Origin of the sequence: Lentibacillus saliphilus (assembly GCF_019093865.1) — a bacterium.
Lineage (GTDB): Bacteria > Bacillota > Bacilli > Bacillales > Amphibacillaceae > Lentibacillus_B > Lentibacillus_B saliphilus.
Genome location: NZ_JABJXD010000003.1, coordinates 13619 through 37804, shown reverse-complemented (window position 1 = coordinate 37804; position 24186 = coordinate 13619). Strand labels below are relative to the sequence as shown.

Below are 24186 nucleotides of genomic sequence, written 5' to 3'. Positions count from 1 at the left end.
ATGGTGTTGACTGAATTATCAATCCGAAATTTTGCCATTATTGAACAACTGGCTATTTCGTTTGATGAAGGCTTGACTGTTCTAACCGGAGAAACCGGTGCCGGAAAGTCAATCATCATAGATGCAGTTCAATTACTTGCTGGATCGAGAGGATCTGTTGACTTTGTTAGACATGGTGCCAAAAAAGCGGAGTTAGAAGGCTTGTTCATCATTGACGAAAAGCATGCTGTTCATCAACTAGGGAAGGAATTTGGCATTGATACGACAGATGGGATGATTGTACTCAATAGAGACATTACCAATGCCGGTAAGAGCATATGTCGTATTAATGGCAAGCTGGTTACACTTGGTATCCTAAAGGAGTTTGGCCAGTTGCTGATCGATATTCATAGTCAGCATGAAACCCAAATGCTTTTGAATCAAGACCATCATTTACGCTTGCTTGATATGTACGACGATCAACACATCCACAAAGCAAAGCAAGCCTATACGACGATTTTCGATGAGCTTCAGCGATTAAAGCAGCAGTATAGACAGCTTAATCATAAAGAACAAGATCTCGAACAAAAGTTAGATTTACTTCAATTTCAATCGAGTGAAATTGCGAAAGCGGAATTGCAACCGAATGAGGATGAAGAACTACTTGAAGAGCGGAAGTATCTCGTTAATTATGAGAAAATATATCAGGCGTTTGAACAATCGTATAATGCTCTTTATGGGGAACAACGAGCGATAGAGTGGCTCGGACAAGCACAACAAGCACTTCAAGATCATAAAGAATTTGATGATTATTTGGCGCAAAAAGCGGATGAACTAACGAATTACTATTACTTAACCGAAGAACTGGCTTTTGAAATACGTAATCATCTTGATACACTTCAATATGATGCCTCACGTCTTAATGACATAGAAGCAAGGCTGGATGAAATCAGTCGTCTAAAACACAAGTATGGATCGAGCGTTAATGATATTTTAGCGTATGAAGCTAACATTCGAAAAGAAATAGAACACATACAAAATAAAGACTCTTTTAATGCGGAACTTGCCACACAAATTGAACAATTAACAGAGGACGCGTATGAAAAAGCTAAAGTTCTTCATGACATTAGAAAAAGAGCAGCTTCTGAACTAACGAAAGATATCAGAACAGAATTAAAGGGTCTATATATGGAGAAGTCTGTTTTTAAGGTAGACTTTGACACAACACCATCTGAAGATAAGCATTCTAAATATGTGAAGCTGCACCGGAATGGGTTTGATGATGTTCATTTTCGTATGTCGACCAATCCTGGAGAGCCTTTAAAACCGTTACATAAAATTGCTTCTGGTGGCGAAATGTCTCGCATTATGCTCGCATTAAAAACGATTTTTGCCAAGCATGAAGGTGTGACGAGCTTTATATTTGATGAAGTGGATACAGGTGTGAGCGGTCGTGTTGCTCAAGCAATGGCTGAGAAAATCCACTTTATTTCGCAAGGGTCTCAAGTGCTATGTATTACGCACCTACCACAAGTTGCTGCCATGGCCGATTATCATAAATACATCGGTAAAAAAGTCGTAAAAGACAGAACGACGACCTTTATTAAAGAGCTTTCGACTTCAGAAAAAATTGAAGAATTAGGTAGAATGATTACAGGCGCAGAAATGACAGACACGGCAAAAGAACACGCGAAGGAGTTGCTTGAACTCGCTATCGCTTACAAAGTAAAACAACATTAATTACAAATTTATCCACTCGTTCCTCGAAATAAATCATACTCATTTGTGAAAGGAAATGTTACACAGCTTTTCTTCTCACTAACCAGTTTAAAAAGCGGCAAGTTCGGTCAAATTAGAAGTACACCGCTAATATAATTGGTATGGGTTAGAATCGAGGAGAGTGGATTATTGTGCTTAAAAAAAGACGACTGCGTTTAACAATTGGTATTCTGCTCCTAATGGCTCTGTTTACGGCTCCCTTTCTAACACCATTTCAGAATTACCTTACCATCCCAAACGAGATCGTAACGTTTAACAATCAGTCACCCATAGAAGTGCCCAAAATAAAGGGAAATATTACAGTTGAAGCCACAAGTAGCGACATGATGACCCCTTCATCAATTGACACAGAGTTTTATGCTGAAAAACCTGGTAAAAGTCAGCTTGTGTATAAACTTGCTGGATTGCCAATAAAAAAAGTTAATGTCTCTATTCTTGATGATTTAAAAGTCGTACCAGGCGGACAATCCATTGGCGTTCGTTTGCAAACACTTGGTGTCCTCGTTGTTGGACATCATATTGTTAATGGAAATAATGGCGCCGCATCACCAGGCGAGGATGCCAATATTAAAGTTGGCGATATTATTTTAAAGATTAATGGGCAAGACATTCAGCAGGTGGAGGATGTTAAGCCACTCGTAACAAAAGCAGGTGAAAAGAAATCGTCATTGGAGTTGACTGTTAAAAGAGGTAAAGAGACGTTTGAAACGACATTAAAACCTATCCAAAGTAAACAGGATCAGGCATATCAAATTGGCTTATATATTAGAGACTCAGCAGCTGGTATCGGTACAATGACATTTTATGATCCAAGGTCAAAAAAGTATGGCGCACTTGGTCACGTCATTTCAGACATGGACACAAAAAAGCCAATTGAAATCCACAATGGATCAATTGTAAAGTCAACGATCACATCGATTGAGAAAGGTCAAAATGGATCGCCAGGGGAAAAACAGGCTTCATTCTCAATAAAAGATGATGCATTAGGAACAATTACAAAAAATAGCCCTTTTGGTGTCTTCGGTGTTTTGGATCAAGGTATTAAAAATGGAATAAAAGATAAGCCGTTGCCAATTGCATTGTCGCACGAAGTAAAGGAGGGTCCGGCGAAAATATTGACGGTCGTTGACGGTGAAGAAGTCGAGTCATTTGATGTAGAAGTCATCAATAGCGTCCCTCAAAAATATCCTGCGACTAAAGGCATGATTATTCAAGTAACTGACAAAAAACTACTTGATAAAACCGGTGGCATCGTTCAAGGAATGAGTGGAAGTCCAATCATTCAAGATGGTAAAGTTATTGGGGCTGTTACACACGTTTTCGTTAATGATAGTACGTCCGGTTATGGTGTTCATATTGAATGGATGATGCAGGAGGCTGGAATTAATATTTATAAAGAAGAAGAAAAGGCTGGTTAAATTCGCTTGCAGTGTTCAATCACTGCAAGTTTTTTTATGAACGGACAGTTTTTAAGTACCTTTTGTCGAATGTATGTACTAAGGTTAGAATTGCGTCGAAATGAAGAGAAATAAAAAGAAAAACAAAGTAATTGAAAGTTTTTTCCAAAATGAAAAGGAATTTTAGCGTCCATGTCGAATAGTATAAAGGGGGGAATACATATAAAAAGGGAGGAAAAGTCGGTGGAAAAAATTAAAGTGTGCTTAGTTGATGACAACCGAGAACTCATTCAAATGATGGAAGAATATTTTGCATCACAAGAAGACATTGAGATAGTAGCCGTTGCCTATAATGGGCGAGAATGTCTGGACATTATAAAAAAGGTTGAGCCAGACGTTCTCGTGCTTGATATCATTATGCCACATGTTGATGGATTAGCTGTTATGGATTCGTTAAGGGGAATGGACCTGAAGAAAAGTCCAAGCGTTATTATGCTGACGGCATTTGGTCAGGAAGAAGTCATGAAAAAAGCTGTTGATTTAGGAGCATCATATTTTATTTTGAAACCGTTTGATCTCGACCACTTAGGTGATCAAATACGTCAAGTGAGCGGATATAAAAGTCCGTTATCGAGTGGCAAATTACTAAAGAAAGATAAGAAATTGGATTTAGAATCCAGTATTACAGCTATCATTCATGAAATAGGTGTTCCTGCACATATTAAAGGATACATGTACTTAAGAGAAGCGATAACGATGGTATACAACGATATCGAGCTACTTGGTTCAATTACAAAGGTGTTATATCCAGATATTGCTAAAAAATACGATACAACTGCCTCGCGTGTGGAGCGTGCAATTCGTCATGCGATTGAAGTTGCCTGGAGTCGTGGTAATATCGACTCAATTTCTAAATTATTTGGGTATACTGTCTCAATTTCAAAGGCGAAGCCAACCAATTCGGAATTTATTGCAATGGTGGCTGATCGATTGAGATTGGAGCATCGGGCGAGTTAACGTAACGATTTAAAGGAAGAAAAATGAGACGAAAATTAAAATGTTTAACTAAAAACCGAACACATTTTACAATTTTAGCTTCGGAAATATGTTTAAATACCTCTTTAGACTGCAAACTCATATCGCAGTATGACTTATATTTCCGGAGCGATCTGTTTTGTTTGTTCGGGTTGTTCTTTAGTTAAGCTTTTTTGCGTGAACGGTAATTTTATACTCTTTTTTTCTCTTTAGCAAGCTGCCGTTTTCGATCACGATGAACGATAAATCCACCAATAAACCATATGCCCATAACAAATAGGAGCATTCCGATTATGAATTGGATGCCTGTATTTATGAGTATATGATTGACTTCGTTAAAGAGCGAATCCCTCATTAGTTTAATACCATAAGCAGCAAAGATGCCTGGTATGACGAGTAAAAGTGCTGCAATCATTCGTACCATGATTCAATCGATCCCCTTATTATGTATATAGATTTAGTATAATGATAAACATTGTGACAGACAAATAATATGAATTTGCCAAAAAAAGTAGAATGCCTTAAACTATACACAAGTAAAATGTGTTAGTAAGATCAGCTAGACGAATGTGTCGAAGGTTTAGTAGTACGTTGTTGGGTTGGAATATAGGGTTGATGAGCGCTTTCGATTGCAGTATATTATTCAAACTGGCATAATATTGATGCAAAAACTTATTTTTTTTGCATTAATATAAAGCGCTTACAAATTGTGGTTGTTGCGTTTTTGGGGTGAAAACAGGGTGGAGTTTGTATTAAATATATGATATATATCATATTTAAGGGGTGACATTTTATTGTTTTGCCTTTAAGCGAAATAAGTGTATATTAGTAAAACAGGAAATGAAAAAGCGAAGGAGGAATTAATTATGGAGATTTTCAAATACATGGAGAAATACGATTATGAACAGCTTGTATTATGTCATGACAAGCATTCTGGATTGAAAGCTGTCATTGCGATTCACGATACGACTTTAGGACCAGCCCTAGGTGGATGTAGGATATGGCCATACGATACAGAAGAAGAAGCGATTGAGGACGCTTTACGTTTAGCAAAAGGCATGACATATAAAAATGCAGCTGCAGGACTTGATCTTGGTGGTGGAAAGGCCGTCATTATTGCTGATCCCAAAAAAGATAAGAACCCAGAAATGTTCCGTGCTTTTGGCCGTTATGTTCAAAGCTTGAATGGGCGTTATATTACGGCTGAGGATGTTGGTGCGACTGAGCATGACATGGATATTATACATAAGGAGACGGATTATGTTACAGGTACATCTAGAGAAAGCGGATCTGGTGGAAATCCATCTCCTGTAACAGCATACGGGATTTATATTGGAATAAAAGCATCAGCGAAAGAAGCATTTGGTTCAGATGACCTAAAAGGTAAGAGAATTGCCGTTCAAGGTGTTGGTCATGTGGCATATGAATTATGCAAATTGCTTCACGAAGAAGGTGCTCATTTAATCGTAACGGATATTCATCAAGAAGCAATTGACCGTGCTGTTCATGATTTCGGGGCTGAAGCTGTGGAGCCTAATGCGATTTATGATGTTGATTGTGACATATTCGCACCATGTGCGCTAGGCGCTGTTATCAACGATGAGACAATCCCACGCTTCAAGGCTAAAGTCATTGCTGGTTCAGCGAATAACCAATTGAAATCTGAAAAACATGGCGCGCTTTTAGACGAAAAAGGCATATTGTATGCACCAGACTATGTTATTAATGCGGGTGGCGTCATAAATGTAGCTGACGAGCTCGTTGGATACAATGAAGCACGGGCGTTGCGCAAGGTTGCAACAATCTATGACAGTTTAATGGAGATATATGCGATTGCAAAACGAGACAAGATACCGACAGCTCAAGCTGCTGATCGCTTAGCTGAGGAGCGGATTCAGTCAGCACGTCAATCACGTTATCAATTTTTCCCTAAAGGCCACCACATTTTAAGTCGTCGCTGAATGAAAATGATTTAATTTATGATAATGGCGAAAGTGCGTTATATGTAATACGTGATTCAATTTTTAAAGCTAACAATGTCATGTATACTAGATGACTTTTGTGAGAGCTGAGATGAAAGTTGGCGAAACGAACCGTCAACTTGATAGGGGAAGGAGATATTTGTATGGCAAAGGATTATGATCTTGCTATTCTTGGGGGCGGAACTGGTGGTTATGTTGCTGCCATTCGAGCATCCCAGCTTGGACTTCAAGTGGCACTTGTTGAAAGAGGGGAAATAGGGGGAACGTGCTTGCATAAGGGGTGTATTCCTTCCAAAGCTTTATTGCGTAGTGCAGAAGTCTATCGACAAACACAGCAAGCGAGCGAATTTGGTGTCGACACGAATGATGTTTCCTTGAACTTTAAACAGGTCCAAGCGCGAAAAGCTTCGATTGTCAAAACGTTACATCAAGGTGTACAAGCGCTTATGAAAAAAGGGAAGATTGATGTATTTTCCGGGTATGGTCGCATGCTTGGTCCTAGTATATTTTCACCAATACCAGGTACCATATCCATCGAATATGACAATGGTGATGAGAATACAATGATCGTTCCAAAACATGTGCTCATAGCAACAGGATCGAAGCCGAAATCACTACCTGGCCTCGAAATTGATGGCACTTACGTCATGACTTCAGATGAGGCACTGGAGCTGGAGACTCTCCCACAATCGATTCTCATCGTTGGAGGAGGTGTCATCGGCATTGAATGGGCTTCAATGCTGACAGATTTCGGTGTTGATGTGACGGTTTTAGAATATGTTGATCGCATATTGCCAACTGAAGATAAAGACATATCAAACGAGGCCAAGAAACTTCTGAGCAAGAGAGGGGTTCGTTTTGTCACTTCTGCCAAAGTCATGCCTGAAACATTAACAAAGGAAAGTGGTGTGACGGTTGATGCTGAAGTGGATGGTGAAACGATCACATTCGCTGCTGAAAAGATGCTCGTTTCTGTTGGCCGTATGGCTAATGTAGATAATATAGGCATTGAAAATACGGATATTATTGTTGAAAATGGCTTTATTCAAACGAATGACATGTACCAAACGAAAGAGCCCCATATATATGCAGTTGGGGATGTAATTGGAGGTCTACAGCTCGCTCATATGGCGTCTCATGAAGGGATTGTCGCTGTTGAGCACATTGCCAATGTGGAACCATTCCCAATTAACGAGGCGCATGTACCGGTTTGTGTCTATTCGTCACCTGAAATTGCCAGAGTAGGTTTAACGGAAGAACAGGCAAAAGAAGAGGGACTAGACGTCAAAATTGGTAAATTCCCGTTTAAAGCCGTTGGAAAGTCACTCGTACATGGTGAGACGGATGGCTTCGTAAAAATAATCGCTAACAAAGACAACGACGATTTAATCGGCGTGCATATGATTGGACCACATGTAACAGACATGATCACCGAGGCTGGACTTGCACAAGTGCTTGATGCCACCGCTTGGGAAATCGGCGGTACCATTCATCCACATCCAAGCTTATCGGAAATTATGGGTGAGGCGGCTTTGGCTGTTGATGGGAAACAGATACATGGTTAAATCATCATTAAAAAGGAGGTCATTTCATGTCAAATATACGCCATAAAGAACTTGGTTTAACAGATGAGAACGTCTATGAAATGTTTAAAACGATGCTACTCGCTAGAAAACTTGATGAAAGAATGTGGCTTCTGAATCGTGCGGGAAAAATTCCGTTTGTCATATCCTGTCAAGGACAAGAGGCTGCTCAAGTGGGTGCGGCCTTCGCGCTAGACCGAGACAATGATTACACAGCACCTTATTATCGTGATCTAGGTGTCGTACTGGCTTTTGGAATGACAGCACGAGATCTCATGCTGTCGGCTTTTGCTAAGGCTGAAGATCCAAATTCTGGCGGTCGTCAAATGCCAAGTCACTTTGGACAGAAAAAAATCGGATTTTAACAGGTTCTTCACCTGTCACGACACAAGTGCCACATGCGGTAGGAGTGTCACTTGCTGCGAAAATGGATAAAAAAGATATCGTCTCTTTTGTGACGCTTGGCGAAGGGTCATCTAACCAAGGCGATTTTCATGAAGGGCTGAATTTTGCTGGTGTTCATAAGCTCCCAGTTATAACAATGGTTGAAAATAATAAATACGCTATCTCAGTTCCACTAAAGAAACAGCTTGCCTGTGAACAGGTATCTGATCGTGCAAAAGGATATGGCATGCCTGGTATTACGGTAGATGGTAACGACCCTCTCGCTGTGTATGACGTTGTAAAGCAAGCGAGAGAACGCGGCATTAGTGGAGAAGGTCCAACATTAATAGAAGCGATTACTGATCGATATACGGCACATTCAAGTGATGATGATGATCGCTTGTATCGTGAAAAAGGTGAAGTTGAAGCAGCGAAGAAAAAAGATGCACTTCAATCTTTTGCTGTATACTTGCGAGACACGGGTGTGTTAACGGACGAAAAGGAGGAAGCTTTGCATAAAGAGGTTGAACAAATCGTTAATGATGCAACTGATTATGCTGAGCAAGCCCCATATGCAGAACCGGAAGATGCATTAAAGTATGTTTACGAAGAAGTGTAGGGAGGGAGAACGATTATGCCAGTCATGTCATATATACAAGCTGTAACGACAGCTTTAAAAGAAGAAATGCAACGAGATGAAAATGTATTCATTCTTGGTGAAGATGTCGGTAAGAAAGGTGGCGTCTTCCGTGCTACAGATGGGTTGTATGATGAATTTGGGGACGCACGCGTTCTTGATACACCTCTTGCCGAATCAGCCATAGCAGGTGTTGGTATCGGTGCAGCTATGTACGGAAAGCGTCCAGTTGCTGAAATGCAATTTGCGGACTTTATTATGCCAGCAGTGAATCAAATTATTTCAGAGGCTGCGAGAATTCGTTATCGCTCGAACAATGATTGGACGTGCCCGATTACAATTCGCGCCCCTTATGGTGGTGGCGTTCATGGTGCATTGTATCATTCACAATCTGTTGAAGCTGTTTTTGCGAATCAGCCTGGCTTGAAAATTGTTATGCCTTCAACACCTTATGACGTTAAAGGGTTATTAAAAGCAGCCATTAGAGATAACGATCCCGTTTTATTCTTTGAGCATAAACGGGCATACCGGTTGTTAAAAGGTGATGTGCCTGAAGAAGATTATGTCTTGCCAATTGGAAAAGCAGATGTTAAGCGTGAAGGTACAGATATAACAGTTATTACGTATGGTCTTTGTGTCAATTTTGCCCTCCAGGCTGCTGAAAAGCTTGCCGAGGAAGGTATTGATGCACATATACTTGACTTAAGAACGATATATCCTCTTGATCAGGAAGCCATCATTGAAGCAGCCAAAAAAACTGGCAAAGTCCTTCTCGTTACAGAAGATAATAAGGAAGGAAGCATCATCGGCGAGGTTGCTGCGATTATTTCTGAGCATTGTTTGTTTGACTTGGATGCGCCAATCCAACGATTGGCTGGACCGGATATACCAGCTATGCCTTATGCCCCGACGATGGAAAAATTCTTTATGATCAATCCTGATAAAGTCGAAAAAGCAATGCGTGACTTGGCAGAATTTTAATAGGGAGGAGGATGTGTAATGGCCATGGAAAAGATTAATATGCCTCAATTAGGAGAAAGTGTAACAGAAGGCACAATTAGCACTTGGCTCGTTAAAGTTGGGGATCAAGTTAACAAATACGATCCGATTGCGGAAGTCATGACAGACAAAGTAAATGCAGAAGTTCCTTCATCTTATAGCGGTGTTATTCAAGAGATTGTCGCGCAAGAAGGCGACACGCTTGAAGTTGGTGCTTTGATGTGCTACGTAGAAGTAGCGGATAGTACGAATACACAAGATTCGAGTCATTCTAGCAGCGATAAAGTTAATGAAACGCACGAATCTGTTGACCCAGCTCAAGAGCAGTCTATGAAAAAACGCTATTCACCAGCAGTTCTTAGACTTTCACAGGAGCATGATATTAATTTGGAACATGTAGAAGGTTCAGGACGCGGTGGCCGGATCACGCGCAAGGATGTTGAAAAAGTGATTGCCGCAGGAGAACGCGGTCATAATGCATTTTCACAGTCTGAAAAAGCGCCGGAAACAAACAAAACCGCTGCGAAGCAAACTGCACCTCAACATGAACGGGTTCAACAAGAAGCACAAGCTGGCGATATTGAAATACCTGTTAAAGGTGTCCGCAAGATGATTGCTGATAATATGGTTCAATCAAAAACAGAAATACCACATGCATGGATGACTGTTGAAGTTGATGTAACTGATCTCGCTAAATTGCGCAACAAGGTGAAGGACGACTTTAAACAAAACGAAGGGTATTCTTTAACGTATTTTGCTTTCTTTGTGAAGGCTGTAGCCCAAGCATTAAAAGAATATCCGGCTTTAAATAGTACGTGGGCAGGAGATCGCATCATCCAGAAGAAGGATATTCATTTGTCTATTGCTGTAGCAAAGGATGATGAATTATTCGTTCCAGTCATTAAGCATGCTGATGAAAAGACAATTAAAGGGATTGCCAGAAGTATTCATGATCTCGCTTTAAAGGCACGTACTGGTAAACTGACTGCAGACGACATGCAAGGCGGGACATTTACAGTTAATAATACGGGGTCATTTGGATCAATTAGCTCTATGGGTGTCATTAATCATCCTCAGGCAGCGATTTTACAAGTTGAATCGATTGTAAAACGTCCTGTCATCATCAATGATATGTTTGCGGCACGCGATATGGTTAATTTGTCTTTATCACTTGATCATCGAATCTTGGATGGACTCGTATGTGGGCGTTTCTTAGCACGTGTAAAACAAATTTTAGAAGGTATGAACGACGAAACGACTTCAATTTACTAAATCTATTGCACATGTGTCATTTTATATCTTACGTGTTTCATTTGATTTATTGGTGACGGAGGAGTCGGCTCCGGGCAAAATGAATTGAAATCTACTTTTAGAATTGATAAGCTAGGAATGGGCTTTAGATATCCCCACCATTTATCAAGGAGTTGAATGAACATGGATTTTAATCTATTCATGAACGATGTTGTTGATGCGGCACGTAAAGATATACGAGAAGCAGGTTATGAAGAGCTGAAGACACCAGAAGAAGTCGATGCAGCGCTTCCCCGAAAAGGGACAACACTTGTTATGATTAACTCTGTATGCGGGTGTGCCGGTGGTGTTGCGCGTCCAGCAGCAGCTAACGCCATTCATTATGATAAGCGTCCAGATCATCTCGTCACTGTTTTTGCGGGGCAGGACCGTGAAGCAACAGAGCAAGCACGTACGTATTTTGAAGGGTATCCACCGTCCTCGCCATCGTTTGCATTTCTTAAAGATGGTAAAATCGTAACGATGCTGGAACGTCATGACATTGAAGGTTTTACAGCAATGGACGTTTTGACGAAGTTACAGCATATCTTCGATGAACACTGTGAAGAATTTTAGTGAACCTGGTTTTTGCATAATGCATAAACGATATCCTTAACGTATGATGAGAATGTGATCTTTCTGAGCAAATGAAGTCATTTTTGCGATATTGAATTGGAGAGAAGTGCTCGTTTATACGTAATAAAAAGCTGAATGATGAAGTGGGGCTGCCTCAATTAAGCGGGCCAGCCTCATTTTTAAATCATCGGATAAGAGCTGTTATAAGGGGAATGGACGTACCATGAGAATAGGCTACCGGACGATAAAAACAGCATTGGGAACGGCTATCGCAATTTCAATTGCCCAAGGACTTGATGTATCTAATTTTGTAACCGCAGGAATTTTAACGATATTGTGCATCCAACCTTCAAGAAAAAGATCTGTGACGAGTGCATGGGATCGTTTTTTGGCTTGTATTTTAATCGCTTTATTTTCAATGGTCTTTTTTGAAATACTTGGCTATACACCACTTGTTGTTGGCTTACTATTGACTGTTTTCATACCGATTACTGTTTGGTTAAAGATCACCCCTGGAATTGTGACGAGCTCAGTTATTATGCTTAATTTATACGCTTCAGGTGAGATTTCAATCGCTTTCTTATTGGATCAATTTATATTAATTTTAATCGGTATTGGTACAGCACTTTTGCTAAATTTGTATATGCCAAGTCTTGACCGTAAACTCGACAGGCAGCAGGAAAAGCTAGAGGCCCATTTTCAAATTATTTTAAAAGAAATTTCGTTATATATCAGAAACAACAATGAGGATTGGGATGGAAAAGAGTTGCAAGCATCAGATGAGATCTTGACGGAGGCCATGCGCCTTGTTGAAATCGATAAAGAAAATCACCTGTTGCGATCACACCATCCTTATTATGACTATTTTACAATGCGCAAACGACAGCTGCAAACGCTTCGTAACATGCTTCCGCTCGTTACGAAATTATCTGTTGAAGAGCCAATCTCTCTTGAAATTGCACAATTTTTTGAGAGACTATCTGAATCTGTTCATCCTGGGAATACCGCAATCGTTTTTCTTGATGAATTGTCTGCTATTAAACAATCCTTTAATGATGAGGCATTACCTGCTACACGAGAAGAATTTGAAACACGTGCAAACTTATATCGAATGTTGTATGAGATTGAACAGTATTTGACATATAAGCATCGGTATAAAAAGACGGATATCGAATCCGTTGAGGCATAACGTGCAGTAGAGAGGGGGATCCTTCCCCCTGCAAACTAGAGCCTGACGCAACCTTTGAATATTCTACATGACGCGTTACATTTACAAACCTAGAAGTTTTGGTCTTACTACTTGTATTTCCCCACAAAAAAGACTGGTTCTGCTCAATCAGCAACCAGTCACACATCTTAGATTAAAAAGGCCAGTCCAGAAATCATTGTCGATAAAACCATAGCAATAATCATAATATATATAACAATTTTCATTCGACGTTCTCGTTTTGACCTTTTACGTGGTGTGTCAACCATGGTCATACCCCCTTTAAACGGATAAGCTAAGTCTATTTTAACGTTAAACGTTCATGACGACAAGTAAAATCGTAGCCCACATAAAAATAGTATGGAGGTTCAATCAATGGAGGATAAGCACGCACAAAATAAATCGAGTGAAGCGAATTGGAAACAAGCGACAGAAAAGGCGCTCGAGCGTTTCCCGGAAAGGAAACCCTCTTTCAAGACATCATCCAATATAGATGTTGACCGGTTATATTATCCAGATCCTACTGAAAATTATAATCAAAAGCTTGGATTTCCCGGACAATACCCGTATACAAGAGGGATTCAACCAACGATGTATCGGAGTCGGTTTTGGACGATGCGGCAATATGCTGGATTTGGTTCAGCAGCAGAAACGAATAATCGGTTTCGCTATTTACTAGAGCAAGGCCAGACAGGTCTATCTGTTGCATTCGATTTACCTACACAAATTGGCTATGACTCTGATGATCCTATGGCTGAAGGAGAAGTTGGTAAGGTCGGTGTAGCGATTGATTCTTTAGCAGATATGGAAAAGCTACTGGACGGAATTCCGTTAGATCAAGTGAGTACTTCTATGACGATCAATGCACCTGCATCTGTGTTGTTGTGTATGTATATCGCTGTAGGAGAAAAACAAGGTGTACCGTTAGAGAAATTAACCGGAACGATTCAAAACGACATCTTAAAAGAATATATTGCACGAGGGACATACATATTTCCACCAAAGCCGTCAATGCGCTTAATTACAGACATTTTTGCCTTTTGTCAAACCCACATTCCTAAATTCAACACGATTAGTATTTCGGGTTATCACATTAGGGAGGCTGGCTCAACAGCTGTACAAGAAGCTGCTTTTACGATCGCAAATGGAATGGCCTATGTGGATCATGCCCTTGAGGCAGGGCTGGACATTGATTCTTTTGCACCACGTCTCGCTTTCTTTTTTAACGCGCATAATAACTTCTTTGAAGAAATTGCTAAGTTTCGAGCAGCTCGTCGTATTTGGGCACGTATTATGAAAGAACATTACGGTGCCAAAAATCCAAAAAGCTGGAAGATGCGTTTTCATACGCAAACAGGTGGCTCGACATTAACAGCGCAACAACCCGATAACAACATTGTTCGTGTTACCATTCAAGCCTTAGCAGCTGTTATGGGCGGAACGCAAAGCTTACACACAAATTCTCGAGATGAAGCATTGAGTTTACCGACAGAGGACTCTGCCCGAATTGCGCTAAGAACACAACAAATACTCGCCCATGAAAGCGGTGTCAGTGATACGGTTGATCCTTTAGGTGGCTCGTATTATGTTGAAGCATTAACCGATGACATTGAGCGAGACGTCAATCGCTATCTTGAGCAAATTGCTGATCTGGGAGGAGCTGTACAAGCGGTTGAAGCTGGCTTTATGCAGCGTGAAATACATCAGGCTGCCTATGATACGCAAAAAGATATTGAAAAAGCAGAAACAACCATCGTTGGTTTAAACGCTTATACAATTGATGAGGATGTCAATCCGGATTTAATGAAGGTCGATCCAGCTTTAGAGCAGGCACAAATTAACGCGATTCAGACGATCAGAAACGAAAGGGATCAAGCCGCGGTTGATGAGGCGTTAGCCAACTTAAAAGCCCAAGCTCATCTTGAGGATGGCCATTTAATGCCGTTTATTCTCAAAGCTGTAAAAGCCTATGCAACAGTAGGAGAAATTTGTAATGTACTTCGATCCGAATTTGGCGAATATATCGGCTAGAAAAATAGAGGGAGAGAAAATTATGGCAAAAATAAGGGTACTCATCGCTAAACCAGGCCTTGACGGACATGATCGAGGCGCACTCGTTATCTCACAAGCATTAAGAGATCGTGGGATGGAAGTGATTTATACAGGCTTGCGGCAATCACCCGTGCAAATTGCTCAAGCTGCGATACAAGAGGATGTAGATGTTGTCGGCGTGTCTTCATTATCTGGGGCACATAATACATTATTTCCTAAAATTATTGAAGAGCTCAAAAAGCGAGGAGCGGAAGACATCCCCGTTATTGGTGGCGGAGTGATTCCAGCAGAAGACATCCCCTTCTTGATCGATAGCGGTATTAAAAAAGTGTTCACAAGCGGCGCTTCAACCGATGCTCTTGCAAACTATATTGAACAGCTCATTGATTCCAATCAAACAAGCATCACACCAAAAAAAATTGCGCATATCGGCATTGCGGTTAAACAAATCGATTCAGTTCTTTCATTTTATACAGACAATCTCGGTCTTGAGCTGGAAGGGATTGAAGACATTCCAGATGAACACGTTAAAGCCGCATTTCTAAAAATCGGCGATTCTCGATTGGAGCTATTAGAGCCGCTTGATTCAGCATCACCAATTCAACAGTTTTTAGATAAAAAAGGTGAAGGTATACACCATATCGCTTTAGAAGTTGATGATATACATGGTCGCGTCGCACAGTTGAAGCAAGAAGGTGTACCATTAATAAATGATCAGCCAAAACAAGGCGCTCATAACAGTCAAATTGCCTTTATTCATCCCAAAGCAGCAGGGCGTGTATTATTTGAACTGTGTGAAAAAGATGAGGCAGGTGACGTCTAATGGATATGTACGATAAAATTAATGAGTTATATGACAAACGACGTCAAGTTGAACTGGGCGGAGGAGACACACGAATAGAGAAGCAACATGCGAAAGGAAAATGGACGGCCCGCGAGCGCATTGATTATTTGTTAGATGATCAGACCTTCGTTGAATTAAACCCATTCATGGAACATCGCGGCAGTGACTTTGGCATGGATACTAACGCAGCTAAAGGAGAAGGTGTTGTAACTGGATATGGAAAAATCTCCGGGCGTTCTGTTTATTTATTCGCACAGGATTTCACTGTTTATGGTGGTGCTCTAGGAGAAATGCATGGCAAAAAAATCGCCGCCGTGATGGACTTAGCAGCTAAAAACGGGGTACCATTTATCGGCTTAAATGACTCAGGTGGCGCTCGTATACAGGAAGGTGTTTCATCACTTGATGGTTATGGTCAAGTGTTTTATCGCAATTCCATTTACTCTGGTGTCATCCCGCAAATTTCAGTTATCATGGGCCCAAGCGCTGGTGGTGCAGTCTACTCGCCAGCCATCACCGATTTTGTTATTATGGTAGAGGAAACATCACAAATGTTCATCACAGGTCCCAAGGTTATCAAAACAGTGACTGGAGAGACCATCACCTCTGAGAATCTTGGCGGGGCACATATTCATAACACGAAAAGTGGCAATGCTCATTTTCAGGTAAAAAACGAAGCCGAAGCTCTTGATAAAGTCAAGCAATTATTGGCGTATTTGCCAGATAATCACAAACAGAAGCCGCAATCTGTGCAGACAGATGAGGATACGGATGATCGGCCAGACCTAATAGATATCGTCCCATTTGAGGCTACACGCCCATATGATGTGAAGCATGTCATTAATCAAGTCGTTGATCAGCATTCCTTTTTTGAGATTCACGAAGGGTTTGCCAAAAATATTGTCGTCGGTTTTGCGCGGATTAAAGGTAAATCCGTCGGTCTTGTATGCAATCAGCCAAAATATCTAGCAGGCGGATTAGATATTGATTCAAGTGATAAAGCGGCGAGGTTTATACGTTTTTGTGATTGCTTTAATATCCCAATCATTACGTTTGAAGATGTAACGGGTTTTTTCCCTGGCGTGAAGCAAGAGCATAATGGTATCATTCGCCATGGTGCGAAAATATTATATGCGTATTCTGAAGCAACCGTACCTAAGCTTACGATTATTACGAGAAAAGCTTATGGCGGGGCTTACGTCGCTCTGAACAGTAAGTCCATCGGCGCTGATATTGTTTATGCGTGGCCAAATGCCGAGATTGCAGTGATGGGACCGGAGGGGGCTGCAAATATCATTTTTGCCAAGGATATTGCTGAAAGTGATAACCCAGAAAAAGTACGACAACAAAAAATTGATGAATACCGTGAACGATTTGCCAATCCATACGTTGCTGCAGGCCTTGGAATGGTCGATGATGTGATTGATCCACGTGATACGCGTATTAAGTTGATTCAAGCCCTCAATATGCTTGAAATGAAAGAAGAGCAACGTCCACATAAAAAACACGGCAATATTCCATTATGATATTGACCGGAGGAGGTACCATTCAATGATACACATCAACGAAGACAGACTACTAAACACATTTTTTGAATTGGTCCAGATTGATTCAGAAACAGGCGATGAAGCTGCTATTGCTCAAGTTCTAAAACGCAAATTTCAAGATTTAGGCCTTGAGGTTATAGAAGATAACAGTCAAGATGTGACAGGGCACGGTGCAGGTAATTTGATTTGTAACCTAGCTGGTACACAAGCTGGTGTGGACACAATTTATTTCACATCTCATATGGATACAGTTGTTCCTGGGCAAGGTGTCAAACCGATTTTAAAAGATGGTATGATTACATCTGATGGAACGACAATTCTTGGAGCCGATGACAAAGCTGGATTAGCAGCTATCTTGGAAACAATTCAGACTTTGCAAGAAAACAATATATCCCATGGTGACATTCAGTTTGTTATAACAGTTGGAGAAGAATCAGGTCTTGTTGGTGCAAAGGCACTTGATTCATCATTATTAAAAGCCGCTTACGGGTATGCAATTGATAGTGATGGCGAGGTTGGTGACATTATTGTTGCTGCACCAACACAAGCCAAACTGTTTACGACGATAAAAGGTAAAACCGCCCATGCGGGTGTGGCGCCAGAAAAAGGCGTATCTGCGATTACAGTAGCAGCAAAAGCTGTTTCTAAGATGCCACTTGGTCGTATTGATGAGGAAACAACAGCTAATATTGGCTATTTCCGTGGTGGTAAACAGACAAATATCGTGTGTGACCACGTTGAAATACTTGCCGAAGCCCGCTCGCTCATACCGGAAAAAATGGAAGCTCAAGTTGCCAAAATGAAGGAAGCATTCGAAACGACTGCTGATGCATATGGTGCTGTAGCTGATGTAGATATTCAAGTAATGTATCCAGGCTTCAAGCAACAAAAAGGGGATCGAGTTGTGGAAGTTGCTCGACGTGCAGCACAAACACTTGGTCATGAGAGTAAGCTACTCCAAAGTGGTGGAGGAAGTGATGCCAACGTGATTGCAGGCTTTGGTATACCGACTGTTAATCTTGCCGTTGGATATGAGGATATTCATACGACAAATGAAAGAATTGCAGTTGATAATTTGAATAAGATTACTCGAATGATTACGGCAATTATTATTGAGGCTGCAAAACAATAAGTGTCACGTGTTTTGGTGTGTACTTACAAAAGCTGCCTTTAAGGATCGATGCTCATGACAAAACATACAACACATAAGGCCCGTGTTATTTTCCACATTGATATGAATTGTTTTTATGCGTCAGTAGAAGTGGCACATAATGAAGCGTTAAAGGGACGTGCTCTGGCAATTGCCGGAAATCCCGAAGAACGCAAAGGGATTATTGTAACGAGTAGTTACGAGGCCCGGGCAAAAGGGGTTAAAACGACAATGCCTTTGTGGGAGGCAAGAAAGTTGTGCCCTGAGCTGATCGTCCTACGTCCTAATTTTGATCGCTATCGTCAAGCATCAAAGCAGCTTTTTAAGTTACTCACTAATGTTACACCCCTTGTTGAACCAGTGTCTATTGATGAAGGATACCTTGATGTAACCGATGTAACTGCTGATCCTGTAGCACTCGCTGAGGCACTCCAAAAAAAGGTGCTTCATACACTTAATTTGCCGTGTAGTATTGGTATAGGTCCGAATAAATTTTTAGCTAAAATGGCATCTGATATGAAAAAGCCTCTCGGTATAACGATTCTTAGAAAGCGAGACTTACCTGTCACGCTCTGGCCCCAGCCTGTGAACATTATGTATGGGGTCGGTGATAAAACGGCTGAGAAGCTCCAAAGTATCGGAGTTACAACGATTGGAGAGCTTGCTAAGGCCGATGTGTATGCGTTAAAGCAAGTGCTCGGAATTAATGGAGAACGTCTCAAGAACAGAGCAAATGGCATTGATTCTCGCATGGTTGATCCAGATGCTGTTCATGATTTTAAAAGCATTGGCAGTTCACAAACATTATCACATGATACGACAGATGAAAAAGAAATTATCGCTTTAATGACGCAGTTGTCAGAAAATGTTTCTAGACGCTTAAAACGCAAGCAAGCAGCTGGTAGAACTGTTCAAGTCATGATTCGATATTCTGATCGGCAAACTGTAACAAGAAGTCGTAAGCTCCAAGCTTATATTGAAAGCCCAAATGATATTAAACATATTGCTTGTGATTTGTTTTTCCAGCATTGGAATTCTGAGCCTGTTCGTTTGATTGGTATTACGATGCAAGATGTGTCTGAAAAAACAGCCATTGCCTATCAGCTTGATTTGTTTACGTATAAAAAAGAGGAGCAAAAGGCAAAATTGCAATCAGTTGTGACGGATTTATCCAAAAAGTTCGGTCCCGATACCTTTAAACAGGTCAAAGAATCAAATCAGGATAATGATATACGTACGAGCTTTCAAAAAGATTTTTTAGATGATTTTAAGCATGAATAAAAAGGTGCAGTGGAATGTTTACAAACATTTCCTCTGCACCTTTTTATTACTTCATAAAGCGTTTGACAATTGAATGGGAGAGCTTACTTCCGGGATATCGAAATGGCAGATCAAAAGCTGTCGTTTGTTTCATAATGCTTTTGTCATGCGAAAATGTATCAAAGCTATGTTTTCCATGATATGCACCTATACCACTTGTTCCGATGCCACCAAATGGCAAATGTGGGTTGGCAAGATGATAAAGGGTGTCGTTGATCGACCCTCCCCCAAACTGTACGCGCGATACAACTTTGTTTTGCGCCGCTTCTTTTTCACCAAAGTAGTAAAGCGCGAGTGGATGATCATTGCGGGCGATTTGGTCGACAATAGTGTCGAGTTCAGTAAAGGTCATGATCGGTAATATCGGTCCGAATATTTCTTCTTGCATAATGGGATCATCCCAAGAAACATCCTTAATCACTGTCGGTTCAATTTGTTCTGTTCGTTCATCCAAGTGTCCGCCATGGACAATCGTTCCTTTATAAAGAAAGGCTTCAAGACGATGTAAATGCGTTTTATTGATGATTTTAACATAATCATCGTTTTCAAGTGGTTGCTTGCCATAAAGCGCGATAATTTGTTTTTTTAGTTTTTTAATAAACCGCTTTTCAATATCTGCATGTACATAGACATAGTCTGGTGCAACACATGTTTGACCTGCATTCGTGTATTTCCCCCAAGCGATTCGTTTAGCAGAGAGGGTTAAATTGGCGTCTTTATCGACAATCGCAGGACTTTTCCCGCCTAGTTCAAGTGTAACAGGGGTTAACTGTTCGCTCGCTTGTTGCATAATTTTTTTGCCGACCGCTGTACTCCCTGTGAAAAAAATATAGTCAAATGACTCCTTCATAAGCTCCTGGCTCACGTCTTTATCACCTTCAAAAACGGTTATATAAGCAGGATCAAATGTGCTGGTAATCATGTCATGAAGTAGTGTTGAAGTGGCTGTTGCATGTTCAGATGGCTTTAAGACAATACAATTCCCAGCTGCAATGGCGCCGATCATCGGTGCGATTGCAAGCTGAAGCGGGTAGTTCCATGGTGCAATAATGAGACAGACGCCATATGGATCTTTGTGAATCATACTTTCTGTTCCTTTATGTGTGATCGGCGCATCGACTTTAACAGGTTTCATCCAGCTTTTTAAGTGCTTAAGTGTAAAATCAATCTCAGCATAAAGAATGCCAAGCTCAGTTGTGAGTGTTTCATGGGCTGATTTGTTTAAGTCTTTCTTTAGTGCTTGATAGATGGATGGCTCATTCTTTTTTAGCATCTTTCGAAGCGCTTTTAATTGTGCCGCTCGATAAGCATAAGCACGGGTTTCACCGCTATGAAAATAATCGTGCTGTTGAATAACAATATTATGAATTGTCGTCATCATCTTCTCCCCCTTATTAAATGGTTATGTTAAAAAAGTCTTGTGCCAAATAGGTATCTTTAAAAATGTCTCGTGCTTCAGCAAGCAGTTCTGCCGTATCTGATGGTTGATATCGAGATGAAATGTGTGTTAACACGAGCCGTCCAACGTGTTGTTTTTTAGCAAGCGTCGCTGCTTGAGCGGTTGTTGAATGATAATAGTCATGGGCGAGGGTCGCTTTATCCTGACCAAATGTCGCTTCATGAACTAAAACATCAACATGTTTGACAAGATTTTGATACGCTTCTGAACAACGTGTGTCGCCGATAATAGCGATTGTACGGCCTTTTTTGGGTGGGCCAATATAATCACTTCGGTGAATGATGCGACCGTCCTCTGTCGTTACGACCTCATTGTCTTTAATCGCTTTGTAAATCGGACCAGGTGAAACACCAGCTTCTTTAAGACGGTCGACAAGGAGCTGGCCCGGTTTGTCTTTTTCAACAATTCGATAGCCATATGATGGTATGCCATGTTCCAGTTGTTGACAATAGACGCTAAATTGATCATCGTCAATTAGTTGTCCGTCGTGTACTTCAACGAATGCTAAAGGATAAGATAAATGTGTTTCTGACAGCTGTAATGCATGGTGGACGAAGTCTTCTATACCTTTAGGACCATATATCGTTAAACCGTCTCGTCCCCCTTGAAATGACCGACTGCTCAAGACACCAGGAAGTCCAAATATGTGATCGCCGTGCATATGTGTGATGAAAATTTTATTGATTTTGCTTGGTTTGATCGCCGTGTGTAGTATTTGGTGCTGGGTAGCTTCTCCACAATCAAATAGCCATATATGATTGGTTTCTTGATAAAGGGTAAGAGCAATACTTGAAACGTTCCGCTGCTTCGATGGCATACCCGCTCCTGTACCGAGAAAAATAAGTTCCATGTGCTTTCCTCCTAGGATATCAATACGACCGCCATACACGTATTGAGGATGTTAATGGTGATCTTCATAAAGCTTTCGAAAATGTAATGCTTTGTCAGGGATGTCTGTAAAAATAGCTGTACACCCTAATTGGAAGCAACGTAGCATGTGTTTAGAGCTGTTTACTGTGTAAACCCTCAGAGCCATGCTTTCACGCCGACACGCTTCAACGATTTCTGGTGTCAACATCCGATATTTAATGTGCAACGCATTGGCACCAAGCGCTTTAGCATGCTGCACAAGGTTACTTGATTTACGTTTTGATAGAAGAAGTGCCGAATCAATTGTCGGATTAAGCTTGTGCAGACGATTAACACTGTTCGGATTGAACGTCGACAAAGTCGTTCTATTGGCTACCTTATAGTGCGCGATAAGCTCAAGAACGGCTAATTCCAACCCTTTATAGTCTATTTTATTATTTTTAAGTTCAATGTTTAAATAAAGTGGCTTATCTTTAATCCAATTCAAAAATTGTTCTAAGGTTATGATTTTTGTACCTGAGAACGACGGATTAAACCATTGACCTGAATCGAGCTGAATAAGCTCATGGTATGTATAGTCTTTAACATATCCACGGCCATTCGTTGTACGGTTAATCCGCTCATCATGAATCAATATGGGTACATTGTCCTTTGTTAATTGCACATCTGTTTCAATACCCTCACTGCCCATTCTCCAGGCAAGATCAAAGGCGGGCATTGTATTTTCTGGCGCTTGCTCACTTGCGCCCCGATGGGCGATAATCATTGTCTGCATACTGTCACCTCACGTTTGATTGTGTTTTATTTCCGGTGAAAAGTCAATTCTATTGTCGCAATTTATGTGCTTGGACAATTAAAACTGTGCGGAATGCCTCATCTACTTATCCACGTGTATTGATGTCTTGTCTTAAATGTCTCTTACTTATTCAAGTCATCTTGGCAATTTAATAAAAACGCCACTGCATGGGATACTAAAATATATGTGTAGTGAATCATGTTTTGAAGTGATATAGGGGTGACTTTTGAAACGAATGGGGGTAAAATAAAGACAAACATAAACTGAATAACCATTCACTTTTTGGGGGATTTTTACATGATTAAAGATAAGGTCATTCATCAAATCACGTTACCAACACCTTTTGCTGTTGGAGATGTGCATGTATATATTTTGAAAGGCGAGGCACTCACATTAATAGATGCTGGTGTAAATACAGACGAGGCATGGAACGCCTTGAAAACAGGGCTACGTCAAATTGGTTATCACCCGCGTGACATTGAACAAATCATCTTAACCCACCACCATCCGGATCATACTGGATTGGTCGGAGCATGTTCACGTGTTCAGTCCATCGCAGCTCATGAAACGGTGAATCTATGGCTAACGCGAGACGAGGTGTTTTTCCGGCATTATGAACGATTTTTTTATGAATTGTTTGAGCAATGTGCCATTCCAGAGACATATCATCATGTGTTAAAAGCATTAAGAGCACCGCTTAAGTTCGCAGGAGAAGGTCAAGTAACGACTGTTTTGCAGGAAGGGGACGCCTTACCTGGGCATCCAGAATGGAACGTCATTGAAACGAAAGGGCATGCCCAAAGTCATTTATCTTTTTGGCGGGAATCTGATAAAACTTTGATTGGTGGTGATCACCTACTTTATCATATTTCTCCTAATCCGCTAATTGAACCCGGTCGTCATGAGGGAGATCGTCGTCCAAAACCGATGCTTCAATATCGGGAAAGCTTAAATAAATGCTTTCATTTGGGTATTGAAAAGGTACTTCCGGGACACGGGCCTTGTTTTTCGGATGTCAACAGCCTTATTCGTCAACGATTGAAAAAACAAGAGGAACGTGCGGACAAAGTTTGGCGTCTTTTACATGAACGGCCACAGAGCCCTTTTGATTTATGTCGTGCAATTTTTCCTCATCAATATGAAAACCAGCTGAACTTGACGATGTCCGAAACAATTGGACAGTTGGATTATCTGGAAGCTAAAGGTTTGGCCACCTCTTTTAAAGAAGATGATCGACTTGTTTACAAGCCTATTGTCAAGTGATGGTGATGTTTTTTCGCTGTAATACGGGGTGTCAACG

Annotated in this window: 20 protein-coding genes and 1 pseudogene; 16 read left to right on the top strand and 5 right to left on the bottom strand. The window is 40.9% G+C overall.

Features of this window, described 5'->3' with window-relative positions; genetic code table 11:
* The 3 genes from recN (at nucleotide 1) to spo0A (ending at nucleotide 4172) form a co-directional block, all read left to right on the top strand.
* The gene (gene recN / locus HPC67_RS06445) at nucleotides 1-1719 is read left to right on the top strand and encodes a DNA repair protein RecN (RefSeq protein WP_246569798.1); all 1719 of its coding nucleotides are present in this window, start codon (nucleotides 1-3) and stop codon (nucleotides 1717-1719) included.
* A 164-nt stretch (nucleotides 1720-1883) separates the two neighbouring features.
* On the top strand, nucleotides 1884-3176 hold the full coding sequence (gene spoIVB, locus HPC67_RS06440) for a SpoIVB peptidase (RefSeq protein WP_425514307.1): 1293 nt from the start codon (nucleotides 1884-1886) through the stop codon (nucleotides 3174-3176).
* Between the two features lie 222 nt (nucleotides 3177-3398).
* Nucleotides 3399-4172 carry a sporulation transcription factor Spo0A gene (gene spo0A / locus HPC67_RS06435; RefSeq protein WP_217586661.1) on the top strand — a complete coding sequence of 258 codons (774 nt, stop codon included), beginning with the start codon at nucleotides 3399-3401 and terminating at the stop codon, nucleotides 4170-4172.
* Nucleotides 4173-4380: 208 nt separating this feature from the next.
* Here spo0A and HPC67_RS06430 read toward each other — a convergent pair whose 3' ends face one another.
* Nucleotides 4381-4614 carry a DUF2627 domain-containing protein gene (locus HPC67_RS06430; RefSeq protein ID WP_217586660.1) on the bottom strand — a complete coding sequence of 78 codons (234 nt, stop codon included), beginning with the start codon at nucleotides 4612-4614 and terminating at the stop codon, nucleotides 4381-4383.
* A gap of 442 nt (nucleotides 4615-5056) precedes the next feature.
* Between HPC67_RS06430 and HPC67_RS06425 the strand changes: the two genes are divergently transcribed.
* The 7 genes and pseudogenes from HPC67_RS06425 (at nucleotide 5057) to HPC67_RS06395 (ending at nucleotide 12830) form a co-directional block, all read left to right on the top strand.
* Nucleotides 5057-6151, top strand: a complete 1095-nt coding sequence (locus tag HPC67_RS06425) for a Glu/Leu/Phe/Val dehydrogenase dimerization domain-containing protein (protein ID WP_217586659.1) — start codon at nucleotides 5057-5059, stop codon at nucleotides 6149-6151.
* A 164-nt stretch (nucleotides 6152-6315) separates the two neighbouring features.
* A complete protein-coding gene (gene lpdA / locus HPC67_RS06420) occupies nucleotides 6316-7737 on the top strand; it encodes a dihydrolipoyl dehydrogenase (RefSeq protein ID WP_217586658.1) in 1422 nt (473 codons plus the stop codon).
* 26 nt (nucleotides 7738-7763) lie between these two features.
* Nucleotides 7764-8758 (top strand): annotated as a pseudogene (locus tag HPC67_RS06415) (thiamine pyrophosphate-dependent dehydrogenase E1 component subunit alpha).
* A gap of 15 nt (nucleotides 8759-8773) precedes the next feature.
* A complete protein-coding gene (locus HPC67_RS06410; RefSeq protein ID WP_217586657.1) occupies nucleotides 8774-9757 on the top strand; it encodes an alpha-ketoacid dehydrogenase subunit beta in 984 nt (327 codons plus the stop codon).
* A gap of 18 nt (nucleotides 9758-9775) precedes the next feature.
* Nucleotides 9776-11047 carry a dihydrolipoamide acetyltransferase family protein gene (locus tag HPC67_RS06405; RefSeq protein WP_217586656.1) on the top strand — a complete coding sequence of 424 codons (1272 nt, stop codon included), beginning with the start codon at nucleotides 9776-9778 and terminating at the stop codon, nucleotides 11045-11047.
* 156 nt (nucleotides 11048-11203) lie between these two features.
* Nucleotides 11204-11641, top strand: coding sequence for a BrxA/BrxB family bacilliredoxin (locus HPC67_RS06400; RefSeq protein ID WP_217586655.1), 438 nt, complete (start codon nucleotides 11204-11206; stop codon nucleotides 11639-11641).
* 223 nt (nucleotides 11642-11864) lie between these two features.
* On the top strand, nucleotides 11865-12830 hold the full coding sequence (locus tag HPC67_RS06395) for an aromatic acid exporter family protein (RefSeq protein ID WP_217586654.1): 966 nt from the start codon (nucleotides 11865-11867) through the stop codon (nucleotides 12828-12830).
* A gap of 167 nt (nucleotides 12831-12997) precedes the next feature.
* Here the strand turns inward: HPC67_RS06395 and prli42 are convergent, their stop codons facing one another.
* Entirely contained in the window at nucleotides 12998-13117 is a 120-nt protein-coding gene (gene prli42 / locus HPC67_RS06390; RefSeq protein ID WP_246569793.1) for a stressosome-associated protein Prli42, read from the bottom strand.
* A 106-nt stretch (nucleotides 13118-13223) separates the two neighbouring features.
* Between prli42 and HPC67_RS06385 the strand changes: the two genes are divergently transcribed.
* From HPC67_RS06385 to HPC67_RS06365, 5 genes are read left to right on the top strand one after another with little or no spacing between them, the layout of a single operon-like run.
* A complete protein-coding gene (locus HPC67_RS06385) occupies nucleotides 13224-14879 on the top strand; it encodes an acyl-CoA mutase large subunit family protein (protein ID WP_217586652.1) in 1656 nt (551 codons plus the stop codon).
* 22 nt (nucleotides 14880-14901) lie between these two features.
* Nucleotides 14902-15723: a methylmalonyl-CoA epimerase gene (mce, locus tag HPC67_RS06380; protein WP_217586651.1), complete on the top strand. Its 822-nt coding sequence runs from the start codon at nucleotides 14902-14904 to the stop codon at nucleotides 15721-15723.
* Nucleotides 15723-17270 (top strand): acyl-CoA carboxylase subunit beta, encoded by a 1548-nt coding sequence (locus HPC67_RS06375; RefSeq protein ID WP_217586650.1) that lies wholly within the window; start codon nucleotides 15723-15725, stop codon nucleotides 17268-17270. Before mce ends, HPC67_RS06375 begins: the two co-directional genes overlap by 1 nt.
* A 25-nt stretch (nucleotides 17271-17295) precedes the next feature.
* Nucleotides 17296-18423 carry a M20/M25/M40 family metallo-hydrolase gene (locus tag HPC67_RS06370; protein WP_217586649.1) on the top strand — a complete coding sequence of 376 codons (1128 nt, stop codon included), beginning with the start codon at nucleotides 17296-17298 and terminating at the stop codon, nucleotides 18421-18423.
* A 54-nt stretch (nucleotides 18424-18477) separates the two neighbouring features.
* Nucleotides 18478-19722, top strand: coding sequence for a DNA polymerase IV (locus tag HPC67_RS06365; RefSeq protein WP_217586648.1), 1245 nt, complete (start codon nucleotides 18478-18480; stop codon nucleotides 19720-19722).
* Nucleotides 19723-19768: 46 nt separating this feature from the next.
* On the opposite strand, the gene HPC67_RS06360 is transcribed toward HPC67_RS06365, so the two are convergent.
* The 3 genes from HPC67_RS06360 to HPC67_RS06350 are packed head-to-tail and all read right to left on the bottom strand — an operon-like array spanning nucleotide 19769 to nucleotide 22865.
* The gene (locus tag HPC67_RS06360; protein ID WP_217586647.1) at nucleotides 19769-21139 is read right to left on the bottom strand and encodes an aldehyde dehydrogenase; all 1371 of its coding nucleotides are present in this window, start codon (nucleotides 21137-21139) and stop codon (nucleotides 19769-19771) included.
* A gap of 16 nt (nucleotides 21140-21155) precedes the next feature.
* Nucleotides 21156-22070, bottom strand: coding sequence for a ribonuclease Z (rnz, locus tag HPC67_RS06355; RefSeq protein ID WP_217586646.1), 915 nt, complete (start codon nucleotides 22068-22070; stop codon nucleotides 21156-21158).
* A gap of 51 nt (nucleotides 22071-22121) precedes the next feature.
* On the bottom strand, nucleotides 22122-22865 hold the full coding sequence (locus HPC67_RS06350) for a glycerophosphodiester phosphodiesterase (protein ID WP_217586645.1): 744 nt from the start codon (nucleotides 22863-22865) through the stop codon (nucleotides 22122-22124).
* Between the two features lie 318 nt (nucleotides 22866-23183).
* On the opposite strand from HPC67_RS06350, the gene HPC67_RS06345 reads away from it, so the two are divergent.
* On the top strand, nucleotides 23184-24149 hold the full coding sequence (locus HPC67_RS06345; RefSeq protein WP_217586644.1) for an MBL fold metallo-hydrolase: 966 nt from the start codon (nucleotides 23184-23186) through the stop codon (nucleotides 24147-24149).
* The last annotated feature ends 37 nt before the right edge of the window (nucleotides 24150-24186 follow it).

What these genes read in the sequence shown, in the direction of transcription:
- HPC67_RS06395 (WP_217586654.1), top strand. Translation starts at nt 11,865, where the DNA reads ATGAGAATAGGCTACCGGACGATAAAAACAGCATTGGGAACGGCTATC.
- prli42 (WP_246569793.1), bottom strand. Translation starts at nt 13,117, where the DNA reads ATGGTTGACACACCACGTAAAAGGTCAAAACGAGAACGTCGAATGAAA.
- HPC67_RS06400 (WP_217586655.1), top strand. Translation starts at nt 11,204, where the DNA reads ATGAACATGGATTTTAATCTATTCATGAACGATGTTGTTGATGCGGCA.
- HPC67_RS06370 (WP_217586649.1), top strand. Translation starts at nt 17,296, where the DNA reads ATGATACACATCAACGAAGACAGACTACTAAACACATTTTTTGAATTG.
- rnz (WP_217586646.1), bottom strand. Translation starts at nt 22,070, where the DNA reads ATGGAACTTATTTTTCTCGGTACAGGAGCGGGTATGCCATCGAAGCAG.
- HPC67_RS06410 (WP_217586657.1), top strand. Translation starts at nt 8,774, where the DNA reads ATGCCAGTCATGTCATATATACAAGCTGTAACGACAGCTTTAAAAGAA.
- HPC67_RS06425 (WP_217586659.1), top strand. Translation starts at nt 5,057, where the DNA reads ATGGAGATTTTCAAATACATGGAGAAATACGATTATGAACAGCTTGTA.
- HPC67_RS06345 (WP_217586644.1), top strand. Translation starts at nt 23,184, where the DNA reads ATGATTAAAGATAAGGTCATTCATCAAATCACGTTACCAACACCTTTT.
- HPC67_RS06360 (WP_217586647.1), bottom strand. Translation starts at nt 21,139, where the DNA reads ATGACGACAATTCATAATATTGTTATTCAACAGCACGATTATTTTCAT.
- HPC67_RS06385 (WP_217586652.1), top strand. Translation starts at nt 13,224, where the DNA reads ATGGAGGATAAGCACGCACAAAATAAATCGAGTGAAGCGAATTGGAAA.
- HPC67_RS06350 (WP_217586645.1), bottom strand. Translation starts at nt 22,865, where the DNA reads ATGCAGACAATGATTATCGCCCATCGGGGCGCAAGTGAGCAAGCGCCA.
- HPC67_RS06405 (WP_217586656.1), top strand. Translation starts at nt 9,776, where the DNA reads ATGGCCATGGAAAAGATTAATATGCCTCAATTAGGAGAAAGTGTAACA.
- recN (WP_246569798.1), top strand. Translation starts at nt 1, where the DNA reads ATGGTGTTGACTGAATTATCAATCCGAAATTTTGCCATTATTGAACAA.
- HPC67_RS06375 (WP_217586650.1), top strand. Translation starts at nt 15,723, where the DNA reads ATGGATATGTACGATAAAATTAATGAGTTATATGACAAACGACGTCAA.
- lpdA (WP_217586658.1), top strand. Translation starts at nt 6,316, where the DNA reads ATGGCAAAGGATTATGATCTTGCTATTCTTGGGGGCGGAACTGGTGGT.
- HPC67_RS06365 (WP_217586648.1), top strand. Translation starts at nt 18,478, where the DNA reads ATGACAAAACATACAACACATAAGGCCCGTGTTATTTTCCACATTGAT.
- HPC67_RS06430 (WP_217586660.1), bottom strand. Translation starts at nt 4,614, where the DNA reads ATGGTACGAATGATTGCAGCACTTTTACTCGTCATACCAGGCATCTTT.
- mce (WP_217586651.1), top strand. Translation starts at nt 14,902, where the DNA reads ATGGCAAAAATAAGGGTACTCATCGCTAAACCAGGCCTTGACGGACAT.